The sequence below is a fragment of the Streptomyces sp. NPDC004629 genome, from assembly GCF_042873595.1.
Classification (GTDB): domain Bacteria; phylum Actinomycetota; class Actinomycetes; order Streptomycetales; family Streptomycetaceae; genus Streptomyces.
In genome coordinates, this window is sequence record NZ_JBIALO010000012.1 from 17986 (window position 1) to 36651 (window position 18666).

Annotated in this window: 15 protein-coding genes and 2 pseudogenes; 10 read left to right on the plus strand and 7 right to left on the minus strand. The window is 70.7% G+C overall.

Going from position 1 to position 18666, the window contains the following annotated elements; genetic code table 11:
- Positions 1 to 301: 301 nt before the first annotated feature.
- Together ACFYTE_RS19710 and ACFYTE_RS19715 are read right to left on the minus strand one after the other, a co-directional pair.
- Positions 302 to 1198, minus strand: a complete 897-nt coding sequence (locus tag ACFYTE_RS19710) for a hypothetical protein (RefSeq protein WP_388711678.1) — start codon at positions 1196 to 1198, stop codon at positions 302 to 304.
- A 172-nt stretch (positions 1199 to 1370) separates the two neighbouring features.
- A pseudogene (locus ACFYTE_RS19715) lies at positions 1371 to 1664 on the minus strand (ATP-binding protein); the annotation flags it as partial.
- 82 nt (positions 1665 to 1746) lie between these two features.
- On the opposite strand from ACFYTE_RS19715, the pseudogene ACFYTE_RS19720 reads away from it, so the two are divergent.
- The 5 genes and pseudogenes from ACFYTE_RS19720 to ACFYTE_RS19740 form a co-directional block, all read left to right on the plus strand.
- A pseudogene (locus tag ACFYTE_RS19720) lies at positions 1747 to 2523 on the plus strand (DUF5753 domain-containing protein); the annotation flags it as partial.
- A gap of 8 nt (positions 2524 to 2531) precedes the next feature.
- Complete coding sequence (locus ACFYTE_RS19725; protein ID WP_388711680.1) at positions 2532 to 2726, plus strand: DUF397 domain-containing protein; 195 nt, start codon at positions 2532 to 2534, stop codon at positions 2724 to 2726.
- Between the two features lie 316 nt (positions 2727 to 3042).
- Positions 3043 to 3474, plus strand: a complete 432-nt coding sequence (locus ACFYTE_RS19730; RefSeq protein ID WP_388711683.1) for a hypothetical protein — start codon at positions 3043 to 3045, stop codon at positions 3472 to 3474.
- 95 nt (positions 3475 to 3569) lie between these two features.
- The gene (locus tag ACFYTE_RS19735; protein ID WP_388711686.1) at positions 3570 to 5822 is read left to right on the plus strand and encodes an ATP-dependent RecD-like DNA helicase; all 2253 of its coding nucleotides are present in this window, start codon (positions 3570 to 3572) and stop codon (positions 5820 to 5822) included.
- A gap of 197 nt (positions 5823 to 6019) precedes the next feature.
- Positions 6020 to 7309: a citrate synthase gene (locus ACFYTE_RS19740; RefSeq protein ID WP_388711689.1), complete on the plus strand. Its 1290-nt coding sequence runs from the start codon at positions 6020 to 6022 to the stop codon at positions 7307 to 7309.
- 652 nt (positions 7310 to 7961) lie between these two features.
- Here ACFYTE_RS19740 and ACFYTE_RS19745 read toward each other — a convergent pair.
- The 3 genes from ACFYTE_RS19745 to ACFYTE_RS19755 form a co-directional block, all read right to left on the minus strand.
- Entirely contained in the window at positions 7962 to 10262 is a 2301-nt protein-coding gene (locus ACFYTE_RS19745; protein WP_388711692.1) for a heavy metal translocating P-type ATPase, read from the minus strand.
- Between the two features lie 114 nt (positions 10263 to 10376).
- Positions 10377 to 10616 carry a heavy-metal-associated domain-containing protein gene (locus ACFYTE_RS19750; RefSeq protein ID WP_388711695.1) on the minus strand — a complete coding sequence of 80 codons (240 nt, stop codon included), beginning with the start codon at positions 10614 to 10616 and terminating at the stop codon, positions 10377 to 10379.
- Between the two features lie 116 nt (positions 10617 to 10732).
- Positions 10733 to 10996: a hypothetical protein gene (locus tag ACFYTE_RS19755; RefSeq protein WP_388711698.1), complete on the minus strand. Its 264-nt coding sequence runs from the start codon at positions 10994 to 10996 to the stop codon at positions 10733 to 10735.
- Positions 10997 to 11349: 353 nt separating this feature from the next.
- Here ACFYTE_RS19755 and ACFYTE_RS19760 point away from each other — a divergent pair, with 353 nt between their 5' ends.
- Complete coding sequence (locus ACFYTE_RS19760; protein ID WP_388711701.1) at positions 11350 to 12390, plus strand: zinc-dependent alcohol dehydrogenase family protein; 1041 nt, start codon at positions 11350 to 11352, stop codon at positions 12388 to 12390.
- Between the two features lie 88 nt (positions 12391 to 12478).
- Here the strand turns inward: ACFYTE_RS19760 and ACFYTE_RS19765 are convergent, their stop codons facing one another.
- On the minus strand, positions 12479 to 12679 hold the full coding sequence (locus ACFYTE_RS19765) for an AlpA family transcriptional regulator (protein ID WP_121888636.1): 201 nt from the start codon (positions 12677 to 12679) through the stop codon (positions 12479 to 12481).
- 301 nt (positions 12680 to 12980) lie between these two features.
- Positions 12981 to 13907: a sugar phosphate isomerase/epimerase family protein gene (locus tag ACFYTE_RS19770; RefSeq protein ID WP_388711704.1), complete on the minus strand. Its 927-nt coding sequence runs from the start codon at positions 13905 to 13907 to the stop codon at positions 12981 to 12983.
- A 128-nt stretch (positions 13908 to 14035) separates the two neighbouring features.
- Between ACFYTE_RS19770 and iolC the strand changes: the two genes are divergently transcribed.
- From iolC to iolD, 4 genes are all read left to right on the plus strand, one after another.
- Positions 14036 to 14986 carry a 5-dehydro-2-deoxygluconokinase gene (iolC, locus tag ACFYTE_RS19775; RefSeq protein WP_388711707.1) on the plus strand — a complete coding sequence of 317 codons (951 nt, stop codon included), beginning with the start codon at positions 14036 to 14038 and terminating at the stop codon, positions 14984 to 14986.
- An 83-nt stretch (positions 14987 to 15069) separates the two neighbouring features.
- Positions 15070 to 15954 (plus strand): deoxyribose-phosphate aldolase, encoded by an 885-nt coding sequence (locus tag ACFYTE_RS19780; RefSeq protein WP_388712255.1) that lies wholly within the window; start codon positions 15070 to 15072, stop codon positions 15952 to 15954.
- 7 nt (positions 15955 to 15961) lie between these two features.
- Positions 15962 to 16786: a 5-deoxy-glucuronate isomerase gene (iolB, locus tag ACFYTE_RS19785; RefSeq protein WP_388711710.1), complete on the plus strand. Its 825-nt coding sequence runs from the start codon at positions 15962 to 15964 to the stop codon at positions 16784 to 16786.
- Positions 16783 to 18666: a 3D-(3,5/4)-trihydroxycyclohexane-1,2-dione acylhydrolase (decyclizing) gene (gene iolD / locus ACFYTE_RS19790; RefSeq protein WP_388711712.1), complete on the plus strand. Its 1884-nt coding sequence runs from the start codon at positions 16783 to 16785 to the stop codon at positions 18664 to 18666. Before iolB ends, iolD begins: the two co-directional genes overlap by 4 nt.

The following is an 18666-nucleotide window of genomic DNA, read 5'->3' on the forward strand; positions in this document are numbered from 1 at the left end:
CGCCGACGTCCGTGGCGTGGACGGCTCGTCGGCCCCAGGTGTCAAGTTGGTCGGGGTCTGTGCAGGAGTTGATCCGTTCAAGGGCGGCTCGGGGTACCGCGATTCCGCGACATCTCAAGATGAACAGGATCGTCTCACGCACCGCTTGGACACGGCCTTCTTTGCGTCCTTCTTCACGTACCTGTTCGGCGAGCGGGTGTCGCCAGAAGTACTGGATTGCCATTCTCAAGTCCCCCGACGTGTGCTTGGTGGTTGACGATGCGGGCCGCCCGTGACGCGAGTGGCTCGGCGGTTCACGTGCTCAGTCCTCGGTGAAGAGTTCGGCTGCGTCCGTGGCGTGCATGGCTCGCTGGGCCCATACCTCAAGCTGGTCCAGGTCGGCGCAGGCGTTGACCCGATCGCGGACGGCTTGGGATACCGGGATTCCGCGCCATTCGAGCATGCTCAGGACCATCGCACGGGACCTTTGGACGTGCCCCTCCACGCGTCCTTCTTCACGTCCTTCTTCACGTACCTGTTCGGCCAGCGGGTGTCGCCAGAAGTACTGGATCGCCGTCATCAAGTCCCTCCACATCTGCTTCGCCTGGGGATCGGCCAGGCATGAGTCGACGAACTGCACGAAGACCGCGGCACTGTCGGCGTCGACGGTCCGCAGGGCGGCTGCCAGGGATTCCAGTATGACGGCGGCCTGCGGTCCCCGCCCGTGTGTCATCGCCGACAGCACCGCAAGGGGTACGTCTCGCTCGGCCTGCCGCTCGTCCGCGATCACCGGCACGTTGTCCGGCCCCAGCACCAGTGGCCGTACGGTCAGCGACTCCCAGCCGGGGAAGCCCAACCGGATAGGTTTCGACGCCCACTTGGCCGTGGCGCTGTTCTGGGTGATGACGATGAGCACGGGCTCACAGCGATACTTCTCATACAAGTACGACAAGTAGTAGGGCCAGCTGCCCCGCTTCCGGTCGTCCGCCTTCCCCTGCGACTCGACCACGAGGAGGAAGGTCCCCTCGTCCGTTTCTGCCCGCAGCAGTGTGTCCACGCGCCGCTCGACCGGTTCGATCTCCGTGAGGTCCACGTTCAGCGCGGCGATCTCCCGGGGCTCGGGGAAGGGCACGTGCAGCACCCGCTGTAGCGCCCGGGTCAGCAGGGCCGGGTCCTTCTGGAAGATCCGGTGCAGCGCCTCATGCGACGAGCCGACCATCAGCTCTCCTTTCCGTACGACGAGATCAACGAGTCCGGCGCAGCGTCGGCACGGCCGGACGCGCCGTAGATCGTCTTCGTGTGTCGCGGCCGACCTTGCCGCGCCCCCCGCCGCGCCCCCGCGCCCCCTCGCGGCGCTTTGCCCCACCGCATCGGGCTCTCGCCGCCCCTCCTCAGGCCGCCGTGAGTTCGCACCACACGTATGTGCCCCGGTTGCCGTGCCTGGTCAGTGGCTGCCAACCCCACACGTCGGCGCAGGCCCGGATCAGCGCGAGCCCGCGGCCGTCCTCCAGTTCGGTGACCTGGTCCAACGGCCGTGGTGGCTCAGGAGGTTGAGGGTCCGCGCCCCACGCCCCGAGCCGCAGCACGCCCGCCGATCAGCGCACACGCAGAGCGGCCGGCCCCTTCGTATGCCGTACGGCGTTGGAGACCAGTTCCGTCGCCAGCAACTCCGCGACATCGACCAGATCGCCCGCTCATAGGCGCGTTGAGTCGAGGAGTGGTCGCACCGCCCACCGCCTCGCCCTCCTCGCGGGCGAGGCGCGGTGAGGAGCGCACGCACGTGAGGCGGCAGGGCTGCTCGGAGTGGGCTCCGCCCAGATCAGCCACATCGAATCCGCGCACGCCGGTGTGAGTGAGAAGCGGCTGCGCCGTCTTGCGGCCCACTACGTATGCACGGATGAGACATTCATCAATGCCCTGATCGCCATGGCCGCCGATCGGACTCAGGGTTGGTGGGAGGAGTACCGCGGAGCCTTGCCCACGCCCTTCCTCGACCTCGCTGAACTGGAGCACCATGCCACGTTCTTGCGCGAGGCTCAGTTCCTGTACATTCCCGGTCTGCTTCAGACGGAGGATTATGCCCGTGCCGTCTATGCCTCTCGGGTCCCCGGACTTCCGGGCGAGGAGCTTGAGTTGCGCGTCAGACACCGGATGCAGCGCAAGGTCATCCTCGAAGACCCGCGCCGCACGCCGTACGAAGCCGTCGTGCACGAGGCGGCGTTGCGCATCATGGTGAGTGACCGCGGTGCCACCCGATCCCAGCTCACCCGTCTTGTCGAACTCGCCGAAGCCGATCACATCACTGTCCGCGTCATCCCCTTCGACCTGGAGGGCTTTGCCGGCGCCGCGAGTGCCATGACGTACGCAGGTGGTTCCGTACCCAAGCTGGATACGGTCGTTCGCGATGCGCCCCACGGCGCCGCGTTCGTTGATTCCGAAGCCCAGCTCAGCGCCTTTCGAACGCTCTTCCGTAAAGTGGAGGCCGCGTCACTTGACGTTGAACGGTCACGCGACTTCATCCACAGGTTGATCAAAGAGCTGTGAGGCACCCCATGGACACCCTCGACAACTGGCGCAAGTCGTCCTACTCGGGCCCCGGCGACGGTGACTCCTGCGTGGAAATCGCACACCACCGCACCCGAGTGGGCATCCGCGACTCCAAGGACCGCGCCCACGGCCCCCTCACCTTCCCCACCCCCGTCTTCACGACCTTCCTGCAAGCCCTCAAGGAGCACCCCCGCCCCTGAACACCCCCCCCGCTGACAACTAGTCGCCGGGATCGTCCGCCCAGCGCAGGAACCACGTCGGCCCATAGAGCCAGCACAGACCCACCGCGGCCACTCCCGCCGTCAGTCCGAGCACCGCGATCTTCCGTTTCCGTGACATGTCCGCCCACCCCTTCCGCGCCACATACCCCCAGTCGGCCGGGCGCCCGTCCATTGTCCGGCCGTGGCTGCCCGCGTCACAAGGAGCCGTCTCGTACGACCCGCTCCACGACCGCACCCTCCGTCGGCGTATCAGGACCGCACACCCAACGGCACGAGAAGGACCTAGGGTTCGCCCATGCCCCTGAGCCGCATCACCCTCGCGTCCGGCCGCTCCATCGCGCTCGCCGAGCTGCGGCTCTCCTCGACCTACGGCGGGCTGATCGAGGGCCGCCCCTCCAAGCGCGTCAACGACTTCGACGTCGCCTCACGGCTGCGCGCGGCGCGGGACGCCTACCCCGGCCGGCCGGTCCACCTCATACCCCCCGAGCGCACCTGCCCCGAGGCGCCCGCGCACCGGTCGGAGCCCGTCGAAGTGCTGCCCGTCGTCGCGTGCATCGGCGCCTTCGACTCGACGGAGACCGACCCCGCCCACGACTCGGGCTGGTACTTCTCGGCTCTGATCATCGTCTGGTTCCAGCCCACCACCGACATCCCGTCGGACGACAACCCGCACCCGGCCCTGCGCACCGTCCCCTGGCAGGAACTGGCCCAGGACTTCGAGGATTAGACCCGAAAGCCCCGACGCCCCGCCCTCCCCACCGCCCCCTCACACATCCACCTCCGCGAACGGCGCTGTCACAGCCCGGCGGTACGGTCGGGGGCATGGTGCAGCAGGCGGGGAACCCCACCGAGCGGAAGCTCGCCGTACTCGAAGGCGTACTGGAGCGGATCACGTACGCCAACGAGGACAACGGCTACACGGTCGCGCGCGTCGACACCGGCAGAGGCGCCGGCGACCTGCTCACCGTGGTCGGTGCGCTGCTCGGCGCGCAGGTGGGCGAGTCGCTGCGGATGGAGGGCCGCTGGGGTTCCCACCCGCAGTACGGCAAGCAGTTCACCGTGGAGAACTACACGACCGTGCTGCCGGCCACCGTCCAGGGCATCCGCCGCTATCTCGGCTCGGGCCTGGTCAAGGGCATCGGCCCGGTGTTCGCCGACCGCATCACGCAGCACTTCGGCCTGGACACGCTGCGGATCATCGAGGAGGAGCCCAAGCGGCTGATCGAGGTGCCCGGTCTTGGCCCCAAGCGCACCAAGAAGATCGCCGACGCCTGGGAGGAGCAGAAGGCGATCAAGGAGGTCATGCTCTTCCTCCAGACCGTCGAGGTCTCCACCTCCATCGCGGTGCGCATCTACAAGAAGTACGGCGACGCCTCGATCTCCGTCGTGAAGAACCAGCCGTACCGGCTGGCGGCGGACGTGTGGGGCATCGGTTTCCTGACCGCCGACAAGATCGCCCAGTCCGTGGGCATCCCGCACGACAGCCCGGAGCGCGTCAAGGCGGGCCTCCAGTACGCGCTGTCCCAGTCCACCGACCAGGGCCACTGCTTCCTGCCCGAGGAGCGGCTCATCGCGGACGCGGTGAAGCTGCTCCAGGTCGACACCGGCCTGGTCATCGAGTGCCTCGCCGAGCTGGCCGAGCCGCCGCAGGACGGGTCCGACCCGGGCGTCGTACGGGAGAAGGTGCCCGGACCCGACGACGGCGAGCCCGTCACCGCGGTCTACCTCGTCCCCTTCCACCGCGCCGAACTCTCCCTCGCCGCCCAGCTGGTGCGCCTGCTGCGCACCGACGAGGACCGGATGCCGTCCTTCCGGGACGTGGCCTGGGACAAGGCCCTGGGCTGGCTCAAGGAGCGCACCGGCACCGACCTCGCGCCCGAGCAGGAGGCGGCCGTGCGGCTGGCGCTGACCGAGAGGGTCGCCGTCCTCACCGGCGGCCCCGGCTGCGGCAAGTCCTTCACGGTCCGCTCCATCGTGGAGCTGGCCCGCGCCAAGCAGGCCAGGGTCGTGCTGGCCGCTCCCACCGGTCGCGCCGCCAAGCGGCTGGCCGAGCTGACCGGCGCCGAGGCGTCCACCGTGCACCGGCTGCTGGAGCTGAAGCCGGGCGGCGACGCGGCGTACGACAAGGACCGCCCGCTCCAGGCCGACCTGATCGTCGTGGACGAGGCGTCCATGCTGGACCTGCTGCTCGCCAACAAGCTGGTCAAGGCGGTGCCGCCGGGCGCCCATCTGCTCTTCGTCGGGGATGTGGACCAGCTGCCCAGCGTCGGGGCCGGCGAGGTGCTGCGGGATCTGCTGGCCGACGGCAGCCCGATCCCGGCCGTCCGTCTCACCCGGGTCTTCCGGCAGGCCCAGCAGTCCGGCGTGGTGACCAACGCGCACCGCATCAACTCCGGCCGGCACCCGGTCACCGACGGCATGAAGGACTTCTTCCTGTTCGTCGAGGAGGACACGGAGGCGGCCGGACGCCTCACCGTGGACGTGGCGGCGCGCCGCATCCCGGCCCGGTTCGGCCTCGACCCGCGCCGGGATGTGCAGGTGCTCGCGCCGATGCACCGCGGTCCGGCCGGCGCCGGCACCCTCAACGGGCTGCTTCAGCAGGCCGTCACACCGGGCCGTCCGGACCTGCCCGAGAAGCGGTTCGGCGGCCGGGTCTTCCGTGTCGGCGACAAGGTGACCCAGATTCGCAACAATTACGAGAAAGGCGAGAACGGCGTCTTCAACGGCACCGTGGGCGTGGTCACCTCGCTGGATCCGGTCGACCAGCGGCTGACGGTGCTGACGGACGAGGACGAGGAGGTGCCGTACGAGTTCGACGAACTGGACGAGCTGGCGCACGCGTACGCGGTGACCATCCACCGCTCACAGGGCAGCGAGTACCCGGCGGTGGTCATCCCGGTCACCACGGGCGCCTGGATGATGCTCCAGCGCAATCTGCTGTACACGGCGGTCACCCGGGCCAAGCGGCTGGTCGTCCTCGTCGGTTCGCGCAAGGCGATCGGCCAGGCGGTGCGCACCGTGTCGGCCGGCCGGCGGTGCACGGCCCTCGACTTCCGGCTGGAGCACCGAAAATGATCGATCAGTTGAGTCGGGAAGGTCACAGAGCCCTTCCAGATGGGCTGACAACGGGGCAGGATGAGCAGGTTGGCGGCACTGAGTGCCGTCGATAAGCCCAATGGTCGACCCCGAGTGCACTCTCCTGAGCCAAATGGGGGATGGTAGAGACAGTCAGGGCACCTCGAAGATGAGGCACTACGTCGGTGAGGGAAGACGTGAGCGACAACTCTGTAGTACTGCGGTACGGCGACGGCGAGTACACCTACCCGGTGATCGACAGCACCGTCGGCGACAAGGGCTTCGACATCGGGAAGCTCCGCGCCCAGACCGGTCTGGTGACTCTGGACAGCGGTTACGGCAACACGGCTGCCTATAAATCCGCCATCACCTACCTCGACGGCGAGGCGGGCATCCTGCGCTACCGCGGTTACCCGATCGAGCAGCTGGCCGAGCGCTCCACGTTCCTGGAGGTGGCGTACCTGCTGATCAACGGTGAGCTGCCGACCGTCGACGAGCTGACCACGTTCAAGAACGACGTCACCCAGCACACGCTGCTGCACGAGGACGTCAAGAACTTCTACACGGGCTTCCCGCGCGACGCCCACCCGATGGCGATGCTGTCCTCGGTCGTCTCGGCGCTGTCCACCTTCTACCAGGACAGCCACAACCCGTTCGACGAGAAGCAGCGCAACCTCTCCACCATCCGTCTGCTCGCCAAGCTCCCGACGATCGCGGCGTACGCCTACAAGAAGTCGATCGGTCACCCGTTCGTCTACCCGCGCAACGACCTCGGCTACGTCGAGAACTTCCTGCGCATGACCTTCTCGGTGCCGGCGGACGAGTACCAGCCGGACCCGGTGGTCGCCTCCGCCCTCGACAAGCTGCTGATCCTGCATGCAGACCACGAACAGAACTGTTCGACCTCCACGGTCCGCCTGGTCGGCTCCTCCCAGGCCAACATGTTCGCGTCGATCTCCGCGGGCATCAACGCGCTGTGGGGTCCGCTGCACGGCGGCGCCAACCAGTCCGTCCTGGAGATGCTGGAGGGCATCCGCGACTCCGGCGCCGACGTCGACACCTTCATCCGCAAGGTGAAGAACAAGGACGACGGCGTCCGCCTGATGGGCTTCGGCCACCGGGTCTACAAGAACTTCGACCCGCGCGCCAAGATCATCAAGGCCGCCGCGCACGACGTGCTCTCGGCCCTCGGCAAGGAGGACGAGCTGCTCGACATCGCCCTCAAGCTGGAGGAGCACGCCCTCTCCGACAGCTACTTCGTCGAGCGCAAGCTCTACCCGAACGTGGACTTCTACACCGGCCTGATCTACCGGGCCATGGGCTTCCCGTCGGAGATGTTCACCGTTCTGTTCGCTCTCGGCCGGCTGCCGGGCTGGATCGCCCAGTGGCAGGAAATGATCAAGGAGCCGGGGTCCCGCATCGGCCGCCCGCGTCAGATCTACACGGGCGTCGTCGAGCGCGACTTCGTGCCGGTCGAGGGGCGCTGACACCTGCCGGCGTAAGGGGCGCCGCGGCTCTGGGGGCCGCGGCACAGCTCTGCCCGCGGAGGTGACGGTTCCGCGTGACGGCGCCGGCGCGCCCGAGGCGAACCGAGCCCTGAGGAAAAGCAGAAGGCGCCCTGGTACGCCGGTCCCCCCACGGGCCGACGGCCAGGGCGCCTTCCCGTGTCCCGGTGCGGATTCCCCCCACGGGATCCGGCCGGGCGCTTGCGAAAGCAGCGCCTGAATCGCTGCGTGAGCACAACGAGCAAAACCCGTCGCACTCCAGTGATGTGGTGCGATCTGCCGGGACCCGCACGGGTCGGGGTGGCCGCTCAAAGCTCCCCGCTGCACGTGCCCCGGCAACGCATCTCTGAGGAAGTCCCCCAAGACATCCTCAGATGCCGGCCGGCGCCCCCCAAGACGCCGACTGACATCGCCAACTTAGACCGTCGAACCCCTTCGATGGTTACGTTCACATCACTGTGATCTGCGTCTCTTGCATATGTCCCTAAAATACGCAAGAGCCCCAATATGGTGATCGGGGCTCCAGCGTAAGGATGATGCGCGAGCCTTGTGAAGAGCTTATGTGAGGCTCGCGCCGGACTCTAGGGGCACTCTTACATCGACCCCGGCCTACTGTCGGTAACTTCGGCAGGACTCACCGAAACCGCCGCAGACGCAGGCTGTTCGTCACCACGAACACCGACGAGAAGGCCATCGCCGCCCCGGCGATCATCGGGTTCAGCAGCCCGGCCGCCGCCAGCGGCAGCGCGGCCACGTTGTAGCCGAAGGCCCACACCAGATTGCCCTTGATCGTGGCCAGCGTACGCCGGGACAGCCGGATGGCGTCCGCGGCCACCCGCAGATCCCCGCGCACCAGCGTCAGATCGCCCGCCTCGATCGCCGCGTCCGTGCCGGTGCCCATCGCGAGACCCAGATCGGCGGTGGCGAGCGCCGCCGCGTCGTTGACGCCGTCGCCCACCATGGCCACGATCCGCCCCTCATCCCGCAGCCGCCGTACGACGTCGACCTTGTCCTCGGGCAGCACCTCGGCGATCACCTCGTCGATCCCCACGGCCTTGGCGACGGACTGTGCCACCGTCCGGTTGTCCCCGGTCAGCAGCACCGGCCTGAGGCCCAGCGCGCGCAGCTCCCGTATGGCCTCGGCGCTGGTCTCCCTGACCGCGTCGGCGACGGCGAGGACCCCGCGTGCAGCGCCGTCCCAGCCGGCCACGACGGCCGTGCGACCGTTCCTCTCGGCCTCCGCTACCGCCTGGACCAGCTGCGGCGGCAGTTCGTCGAAGAGCCGCCCCACGGCCACCTCATGTCCCTCGACACGCCCGCGTACGCCACGCCCCGGGACGTTCTCGAAGTGCTCGGCCGGCGGCAGCGTCCCGACCCGCTCCCCGGCGCCGGCCGCGACCGCTCGGGCCACCGGATGCTCGGAGGCGTGCTCCAGGGCGCCCGCGAGCCGCAGCAGCTCCTTCTCGTCGGTCCCCTCGGCGACGTACACCTCCTGGAGGGTCATCCGGCCGGTGGTGACCGTGCCGGTCTTGTCCAGGACGACGGTGTCGACGCGGCGCGTGGACTCCAGGACCTCCGGGCCCTTGATGAGGATGCCGAGCTGCGCGCCCCGGCCGGTGCCGACCATCAGCGCGGTGGGCGTGGCCAGGCCCAGTGCACACGGGCAGGCGATGATCAGCACCGCGACGGCCGCCGTGAAGGCGGCGGCCGTGTCGCCCGTGACACCGAGCCAGACCCCGAACGTGGCGGCGGCGATCAGGATGACCGCCGGGACGAACACCGCGGAGATCCGGTCGGCGAGCCGCTGCACCTCGGCCTTGCCGTTCTGGGCGTCCTCCACCAGCTTCGCCATCCGGGCCAGCCGGGTGTCCGTGCCGACCCGGGTGGCCTCGACGACCAGCCGGCCGCCCGCGTTGACCGTGGCACCGGTGACGGCGTCGCCGACACCCACGTCCAGCGGCACCGACTCACCGGTCAGCAGGGACTGGTCGATCGCGGAGACCCCCTCGACCACGGTGCCGTCGGTGGCGACCTTCTCGCCGGGGCGCACGACGAAGCGGTCGCCGACCCGCAGCTGCGCCACCGGCACGCGCACCTCGCGCCCCTCCCGCAGCACGGCCACGTCCTTGGCGCCCAGCTCCATCAGCGCCCGCAGGGCGGCGCCCGCCCGTCGCTTGGCACGGGCCTCCAGGAAGCGGCCCAGCAGGATCAGGGTGACGACGCCCGCGGCCACCTCCAGATAGATGGTGGCGGCGGGGTCCATCCGCTCGACGGTGAACCGGAACTCGTCGTGCATGCCCGGCATGCCCGCGTCGCCGAGGAACAGCGCCCACAGCGACCAGCCGAACGCGGCCAATGTGCCGACCGAGACCAGGGTGTCCATGGTGGCCGCGCCGTGCCGGGCGTTCGTCCAGGCGGCCCGGTGGAACGGCAGTCCGCCCCAGACGACGACCGGAGCGGCCAGGGTCAGCGAGAGCCACTGCCAGTTGTCGAACTGGAGCGCCGGGACCATGGCGAGCAGGACCACGGGCACCGCCAGCAGGGCGGAGCCGAGCAGCCGTTGACGCAGCGCCGTCAGCTCGGGGTCCGCGGTGGTCTGCCGCGGTGCGGCCGTCTCGGGCGGCTGCGGCGGCGGGGGTTCCTCGGCGGTGTACCCCGTCTTCTCCACGGTGGCGATCAGATCGGCGACCTGGATGCCGTCGGCACAGCTGACCTTCGCCTTCTCCGTCGCGAAGTTCACGGTGGCGGTGACGCCGTCCATGCGGTTGAGCTTCTTCTCGACCCGGGCGGCGCAGGAGGCACAGGTCATGCCCCCGATGAGCAGGTCGACCTCGCGGACGGCCGAGGGCTCGCGGGTCGCGGGGGCTTCGGAGGGAGCGGGGGCTTTGGGGGTCGTGGTCGTCGCCGCGGTGGGTCCCGTGGTGGTGCTGGTCATGTCCGGACTCCAGACAACGGACCGGGCCGTACGGATCCAGTGTCGGCTGGTCGGTACGGCCCGGACGGGGAGGGGTGTCTCAGCTCTGCGTTCGAGTGCTCGGGCCGTGCCGGCTCAGACCGCGCCGACCAGTTCGAAGCCGGCCTCGTCGACGGCGGCGCGGACGGCCTCCTCGTCGAGCGGTGCGGCGGAGACGACGGTGACCTCGCCGCTCGACGCGACGGCCTTCACCGAGCTGACGCCGGGGATCTCCGAGATCTCGCCGGAGACGGCACCCTCACAGTGTCCGCAGCTCATGCCGCTCACCTGGTAGACGGTCGTGACGGAGTCCGGGTTGTCGGTCTGGGCGGTCATGGCATTGCTCCTCGTCCGTGGCAGATGGGGCCGATGAGTCCCACAGTGGGGCCTGCGTCACCCAGAGTATACCCCTAGGGGGTACTTTCAAGGGTGTGGGAACCCCTCGGTCGCGCTCACATCCGGTCGCGGCCCTGCCCGTTGGGCGCGTGCAACGCCAGGGCGGCGCACACCAGGGAGCCGCCGAGCAGCAGCAGCGTGGGCAGCGAGGCGGCCTTCTGTGCCGCGTAACCGATCAGGGCGGCCGGCACCAGCAGGGCGGGCGTGCCCCACAACCGGCGCCGCCACCGGCCCCCGCGGACCCGGCGGCGGGGCGGCGGGGACCGCCGCGGGCCGGGGATGCGGGCCCGGGGTGGCCCGGGCGGCGGGGCGTGGGTCACGGCAGGTCCCCTCGGAGGCGATCTACCCGCACCCTATGCAGAGCCCCCTCACCCCGCAGTCCGACCCCCACAGAGCGGGCCACGGTGCCAGCGCCCTGAAGGCGAGCGCCCCGAAGGGGGCGCGGGGAACTGCGCGCTCAGCCCCCACGCTGCTGCAGCCGCCCGACGCCGCATCACGTTCACCGGCGCCCAGAGAGCGGCCACGGTGCCAGCGCCCCGAAGGCGAGCGCCCCGAAGGGGGCGCGGGGAACTGCGCGCTCAGCCCCCACCCCGCCGCAGTCAACCGACGCCGCATCATGGGTCCCACCCAAGCGGAGCGGAACCGCGGATGAGCCGGTCAGAAGGAGAGACACATGCGGGCTGTGGTGTTCGAGCGGTACGGAGAGCCCGCCGAGATCAAGGAGGTGGCGGACCCGGAGCCGGCGGAGCACGGCGTGGTGGTGCGCGTAGCGGCGACCGGCCTGTGCCGCAGCGACTGGCACGGCTGGATGGGCCATGACCCGGACATCACCCTGCCGCATGTACCCGGTCACGAACTCGCCGGGACCGTCGAGACGGTGGGCGCCCGTGTCACCGGCTGGCGTCCGGGCGACCGGGTCACCGTGCCCTTCGTCTGCGCCTGCGGGACCTGCCCGGCCTGCGCGGCGGGCGACCAGCAGGTGTGCGAGCGGCAGACCCAGCCCGGGTTCCACCACTGGGGTTCCTTCGCCGAGTACGTGGCGCTCGACCACGCCGATGTGAACCTGGTCCGGATCCCCGACGGGATGTCCTTCGCCACCGCCGCGTCCCTCGGGTGCCGCTTCGCGACCGCCTTCCGCGCGGTGGTGCAGCAGGGCCGGGTGGCGGCGGGGGAGTGGGTCGCGGTGCACGGATGCGGAGGCGTGGGCCTGTCGGCGGTGATGATCGCGGCGGCGTCGGGCGCCCGGGTGGTCGCCGTGGACGTGTCGCCCCGGGCCCTGGAGCTGGCGCGGGCGTTCGGCGCCGCGGCGTGCGTGGACGCGGCGGGCACGGCGGACCCGGCGGCGGCCGTGCGCGAGCTGACCGGCGGTGCCCATCTCTCCCTGGACGCCCTCGGCTCCCCGGCCACCTGTGCCGCCTCGGTGGCCGGGCTGCGCCGCCGCGGCCGGCACGTCCAGGTGGGCCTGCTGCCCTCCGCGGAGGGCACCACCCCGGTCCCCATGGCCCGTGTCATCGCCCTGGAACTGGAGATCCTCGGCAGCCACGGCATGGCCGCGCACGCCTACCCGGCGATGCTGGAGCTGGTCCGGGCGGGGATGCTGCGCCCCGACCGGCTGGTGACGGCGGCTATCCCGCTGGAGGCGGCACCGTCCGCGCTGGCGGCGATGGGCACGGCACCGGGATCGGGGGTGACGGTCATCGAGCCATGGTCCTGAGGTCCGCCCACGCGCAGCCGGGCAGCACCCCCGGTTCCTCGACGCACCGTGCCCCGCCCGGAGGCGGGGCACAGCGGAGGGCGGCGGTTCAGTTCTGGCGTCTGCCGCGGTTGCCGGGACGGGAGGCCACCCAGGCGCGGACGGTGTCCGCGTACCAGTAGGGCTTACCGCCCTCCACATGGTCGGGCGGCGGTAGCAGCCCGTGTTTTCGATAGGACCGTACGGTGTCCGGCTGCACCTTGATGTGTGCCGCGATCTCCTTGTAGGACCAGAGCCTTCGGTCGGTCATGAGTCGCACCTCCCTGCGCGCGCCGCGGCGGCGACCGGGGCGGCCGTCGGGGGAGCCGGGCGCTGCACTGGCGATCACCACGCCTGTGTCCGGTCAACGACGCACAGTGAGCGCGGGGAAGGGGCTGTCGACCGGATGTGACCGAGAGCCCGCGTATACGCGACATGTGTGACACGGCCAAGGCGTTTGTGACACGGTCGATGCAAAGGCGTCGCCGGTTCAGGTGGACACGAAGGCGCAGGCCGGTGCAGGGGCGGGCCGCGTCGGTCCGACGGTCCCGTATCGCATCCCGCCAGGGCCGCTATGCTCCGCAGGACCTCAGGAAGGCCCGGGTTCGCCGGGCGATCGGCAGCGGCCGGTCCGGTTCGCAGGGGTACATGTCCTGCTCGACGATCGCGAACAGATCGACGTCCAGCCTCGCCGCCGCCTCCAGGACCGGGCCGAGCGCGGGCACGCCGGACGGCGGTTCGCACATGACGCCCTTGGCGACCGCGGGCCCGAACGGGATACCGTCCGCCCGTACCTCGGCGAGGATCTGCGGGTCCACCTGCTTGAGGTGCAGATAGCCGATGCGCTCGCCGTAGGTCTCGATCAGCTTGACGCTGTCCCCGCCGCAGTACGCGTAGTGCCCGGTGTCCAGGCACAGCGACACCAGGGAGGAGTCGGTGCCGTCGAGGAAGCGGACGACGTTCTCCTCGCTGTCGATGTGGGTGTCGGCGTGCGGGTGGACGACGATCTCCAGGCCGTAGCGTTCGCGCACCTCGCGGCCGAGCCGTTCGGTCAGCGAGGTGAGATTCCGCCACTGCTCGGGGGTCAGTGTGTCCGGCTCCAGCACCTCACCGGTCTTGTCGTCGCGCCAGAACGACGGGATGACGACCAGGTGCCGGGCGCCCATGGCCTGGGTGAGGGCCGCGATGTCGGAGACGTGCGCCCAGGTGCGGTCCCAGACCGCCGGGCCGTGGTGCAAGGCGGTGAAGACGGTGCCGGCCGACACCTTCAGGCCACGCCGGGCGGTCTCCTCGGTGAGGACGGCCGGATCGGTCGGCAGATAGCCGTAGGGGCCCAGTTCGATCCACTCGTAGCCGGATGCGGCGACCTCGTCGAGGAAGCGCCGCCAGGGCACCTGCCGGGGGTCGTCCGGGAACCACACGCCCCAGGAGTCGGGGGCCGATCCGACCCGGATGCGGGAGAGGCCGGGGACGGGAGACTGAGGTGACAACTGCGTCATGGCCGCCAGGGTGAGGGTCGCGGAAGGGGGTGTCAAGCTCTCGTCCGAATGTCTGGACAAAACATTGACAGGGTTCCCGGTGCGGGACTACAAACCGGGGAGAGCCGTGTGCCGAAGAAGGGAAGCCGATGGCGTACGACCTGATCACCATGGGGCGGATCGGAGTGGATCTGTATCCGTTGCAGACGGGCGTGCCGCTCGCCCAGGTGTCCTCCTTCGGCAAGTTCCTCGGCGGGTCGGCGACGAACGTCGCGGTCGCCGCGGCCCGGCTCGGCCGGAGCACCGCCGTGATCACCCGGACCGGTGACGACCCCTTCGGCGCCTATCTGCACGAGGCCCTGCGCGGCTTCGGTGTCGACGACCGCTGGGTCACCGCGGTCCCCGGGCTGCCCACCCCGGTCACCTTCTGCGAGGTCTTCCCGCCGGACGACTTCCCGCTCTACTTCTACCGGCAGCCCAAGGCGCCCGACCTGGAGATCGACGCCCACGACCTGGACCTCGACGCCGTCCGGGAGGCCCGCGTCTTCTGGGTCACCGGCACCGGCCTGAGCGAGGAGCCCAGCCGCACGGCGACCCTGGCGGCCCTCGCGCACCGCGCCAAGTCCGGCACGACGGTCTTCGACCTGGACTGGCGCCCCATGTTCTGGTCCGATCCGGGCGCGGCTCGTCCGTTCTACGCGGAGGCGCTGCGCCACACCACCGTCGCCGTCGGCAACCTCGACGAGGTGGAGGTGGCCACCGGGGTCCGCGAGCCGCACGCCGCGGCCCGCGCGCTCCTCGACGCGGGCGTCGAGATCGCCGTCGTCAAGCAGGGACCCAAGGGCGTCCTCGCGGTCAGCGGGAGCGGCGAGCGGGCCGAAGTGCCGCCGCTGCCGGTCACCGTCCTGAACGGACTGGGCGCCGGTGACGCCTTCGGCGGTTCCCTGTGCCACGGCCTGCTGGCCGGCTGGGACCTGGAGACGATCATGCGGCACGCCAACGCGGCCGGCGCCATCGTCGCCTCCCGCCTGGAGTGCTCCTCGGCGATGCCCACCCCGGACGAGGTGGCCGCCGCGCTCGCGGCCGGAGCGGTGCTGTGAGGGCCGGCCGGGTCACCGGCGCCCACCCGGAGGGCGCGGACGGCGGCGGGCACCTCCGTACGGACGGCGGCGGACACGCGCGCGTGGACGTCTCCGCGCTGGTGCGCACCCGCACCCGCCACCCCGAGGCGGTGGCCGAGGCGGCGGCCCGCCGCCCGCGCCGCCCCTTGCTGGGCGAGAACGGCCGGCTGATGATCGTCGCCGCCGACCACCCGGCCCGCGGCGCCCTCGGCATCGGCGGCCGCAGGCTCGCCATGGCCAACCGTGCCGACCTGCTGGAGCGGCTGTGCCTGGCGCTGTCCCGTCCCGGTGTGGACGGGGTCCTCGCGACCGCCGACATCCTCGACGATCTGCTGCTGCTCGGCGTCCTCGACCACAAGATCGTCATGGGTTCCATGAACCGCGGCGGACTCCAGGGCGCCTCCTTCGAACTCGACGACCGCTTCACCGGCCACCGCCCCGAGGACATCGAGCGGCTCGGCTTCGACGCGGGCAAGCTGCTGCTGCGCATCGACTACACCGACCCGGGCTCGCTGACCACCCTGGAGTCCACCGCGCGCGTCATCGACGCGATGGCCGAGCGCCGGCTGCCGGTGTTCGTCGAGCCGTTCATCAGCCGCCGCACGCCCGAGGGCCGGCTGCGCAACGACCTGTCCGCGGAGGCCGTCACCCGCTCCATCGCCATCGCCTCGGGCCTCGGCGGTACGTCCGCCTACACCTGGTTGAAGGTGCCGGTCACCGAGCACCCGGACGACATGGCCGAGGTCATGGCGACCTCCACGCTGCCCGCCGTGCTGCTCGGCGGGGAGATCGGCGGCACCCACGAGGACCAGGAGGCGGCGTACGAGAAGTGGCGCGGTGCCCTGCGCCTGCCCACCGTGCGCGGCCTGGTGGTCGGCCGCTCGCTGCTGTACCCGGCGGACGGTGATGTGGCCGCCGCCGTGGACACCGCCGTAGGACTGCTGTGAGGACGGCATGACCAGCAAGGACCTGTATCTGCCCCAGGGCTCTACCGCGGGCGCCCAGTACACCGTCGACATCGGCCCCGAGCGGGCCGGTTGGGCGCACAGCAGCCTGCGCGTCGTCGAACTGACCCCGGGCGCCACCCATATGTTCACCACCGGTAACAGTGAGTGGATCGTGCTTCCGCTCAGCGGCGGTTGTACCGTGCAGGTGGAGGACGAAGAGTTCCAAATCCGGGGCCGGGAGAGCGTGTTCGCCTCCGTCTCCGACTTCGTGTACGCGCCCCGGGACGCCCGGGTCCAGATCGCCTCCGGTGCGGGAGGCCGCTTCGCCCTGGCAGGAGCGAAGTGCGAGCGACGACTCCCCGCCCGCTACGGCCCCGCGCCGGAGGTCCCCGTCGAACACCGCGGCAGCGGCACCTGCTCCCGCCTGGTGCGCAACTTCGCCGCCGCCGACGCGTTCGACTGCGACCGGCTGATCGCCGTCGAGGTGATCACCCCCGGCGGCAACTGGTCCTCGTACCCGCCGCACAAGCACGACGAGCACCGGCCGGGTGAGGAGTGCGAACTGGAGGAGATCTACTACTTCGAGATCGCCGGTCCGAACGGTCTGGGCTATCAGCGCGTATTCCCCTCCCGTGAGGGCGGATCCGACGTCCTCGCGGAGGTCCGCACCGGCGACGCCGTCCTCGTACCCGACGGATGGCACGGCCCCTCCATCGCCCAGCCCGGCCACGACATGTACTACCTCAACGTCATGGCGGGTCCGGGCCGGACGCGGGAGTGGCGGATCTGCTTCCATCCAGACCACGTAGAGAGCACAGAGGGGTACCGATGACCTCAACCACGAGGCTCACGGTCGCGCAGGCGCTCGTCCGCTTCCTGTCAGCCCAGTACACGGAGCGGGACGGCGAACGGCACCGGCTCATCAGCGCCACCTGGGGCATCTTCGGGCACGGCAATGTCGCCGGTATCGGTCAGGCGCTCGTCGAGTACGCCGCCGACATGCCGTACCACCAGGGCCGCAACGAACAGGCCATGGTGCACGCGGCGGTCGGCTACGCACGCCAGTCGGGCCGGCTGTCCACGCACGCGGTGACGACGTCCATCGGTCCGGGCGCCACCAACCTCGTCACCGGTGCCGCGCTGGCCACGGTCAACCACCTGCCGGTGCTGCTGCTGCCCGGTGACGTGTTCGCCGCCCGCCCGGCCGACCCGGTGCTCCAGCAGCTCGAAGTCCCGTACGCGGGCGATGTGTCGGTCAACGACAGCCTGCGCCCGGTCTCCCGGTACTTCGACCGGATCACCCGGCCGGAGGCCCTGATGCCATCCGCGCTCCAGGCCGTGCGGGTCCTCACCGATCCCGTCGAGACCGGCGCCGTCACGCTCGCCCTTCCGCAGGACGTCCAGGCGGAGGCGTACGACTGGCCCGAGGAGTTCTTCGCCGAACGGGTGTGGACGGTGCGTCGGCCGCAGGCGGACCCGGTCGAACTGGCCGCGGCGGTGCGGGCCGTCCGCGCGGCCCGGCGGCCCCTCGTCATCGCGGGCGGCGGCGTCCACCACAGCCGGGCCGAGGCCGCGCTGGCCGCGTTCGCCGAGGCCACCCGCGTCCCGGTCGCCGCCACCCAGGCCGGCAAGGGCTCGTTGCGCTGGGACCATCCGCAGGACGTGGGCGGCGTCGGCCACACCGGTACGGCGACCGCGGACGAACTGGCCCGCACCGCCGACCTGGTGATCGGCGTCGGCACCCGCTACACCGACTTCACCACCGCATCCGGCACCCTCTTCGCGAACCCGGACGTCCGCTTCCTCAATCTCAACATCGCCGCCTTCGACGGCCACAAACTGGCCGGGCTGCCGCTCGTCGCCGACGCCCGGGACGCGCTGCGCGCGCTCACCGGGGCCCTCGGGGAGCACGGGTGGCGGGTCGCCGACGCCTACGTCGCCGAGTACACGGAGGACAAGGAGCGCTGGGAGCAGCGCGTCGACGCCTGCTACGAGGCCGACGAGCCGGACGTCCGGCCGACCCAGCCGCAGGTGCTCGGCGCGCTCGACGAGATCGTCGACGAGTCCGACATCGTCGTCAACGCGGCCGGCTCCCTGCCCGGCGACCTGCACAAGCTGTGGCGGGCGCGGTCACGGGACCAGTACCACCTGGAGTACGGCTACTCGTGCATGGGCTACGAGATCCCCGCCGCCATCGGGGTGAAGCTCGCCGCGCCCGACCGGCCGGTGTGGGCGCTGGTCGGCGACGGTACGTATCTGATGATGCCGACCGAGATCGTCACGGCCGTGCAGGAGGGTGTCGCGATCAAGCTGCTGCTGGTGCAGAACCACGGCTACGCGTCCATCGGCGGGCTCTCGGAGTCGGTGGGCGGCGAGCGGTTCGGCACCGCCTACCGTTTCCCGGCCGCGGACGGCACCCACACGGGCGCCCCGCTGCCGGTGGACCTCGCCGCCAACGCGGCCAGTCTCGGCATGCGCGTGCTGCGCGCCAGGACCGTGCGGGACCTGCGCGCGGCGCTCGCCGAGGCGCGGGCCGCCGACACTCCCACATGTGTCTATGTGGAGACCGAAACGGCCGACACTGTGTCGGGCGCGCCTCCTGCGCAGGCCTGGTGGGATGTTCCTGTGGCCGAGACCGCGACCCGACCGTCCGCGGTCAAGGCGCGTGAGCTGTACGAACGGCACGTCTCGACCCGACGCCGCCATCTGTGA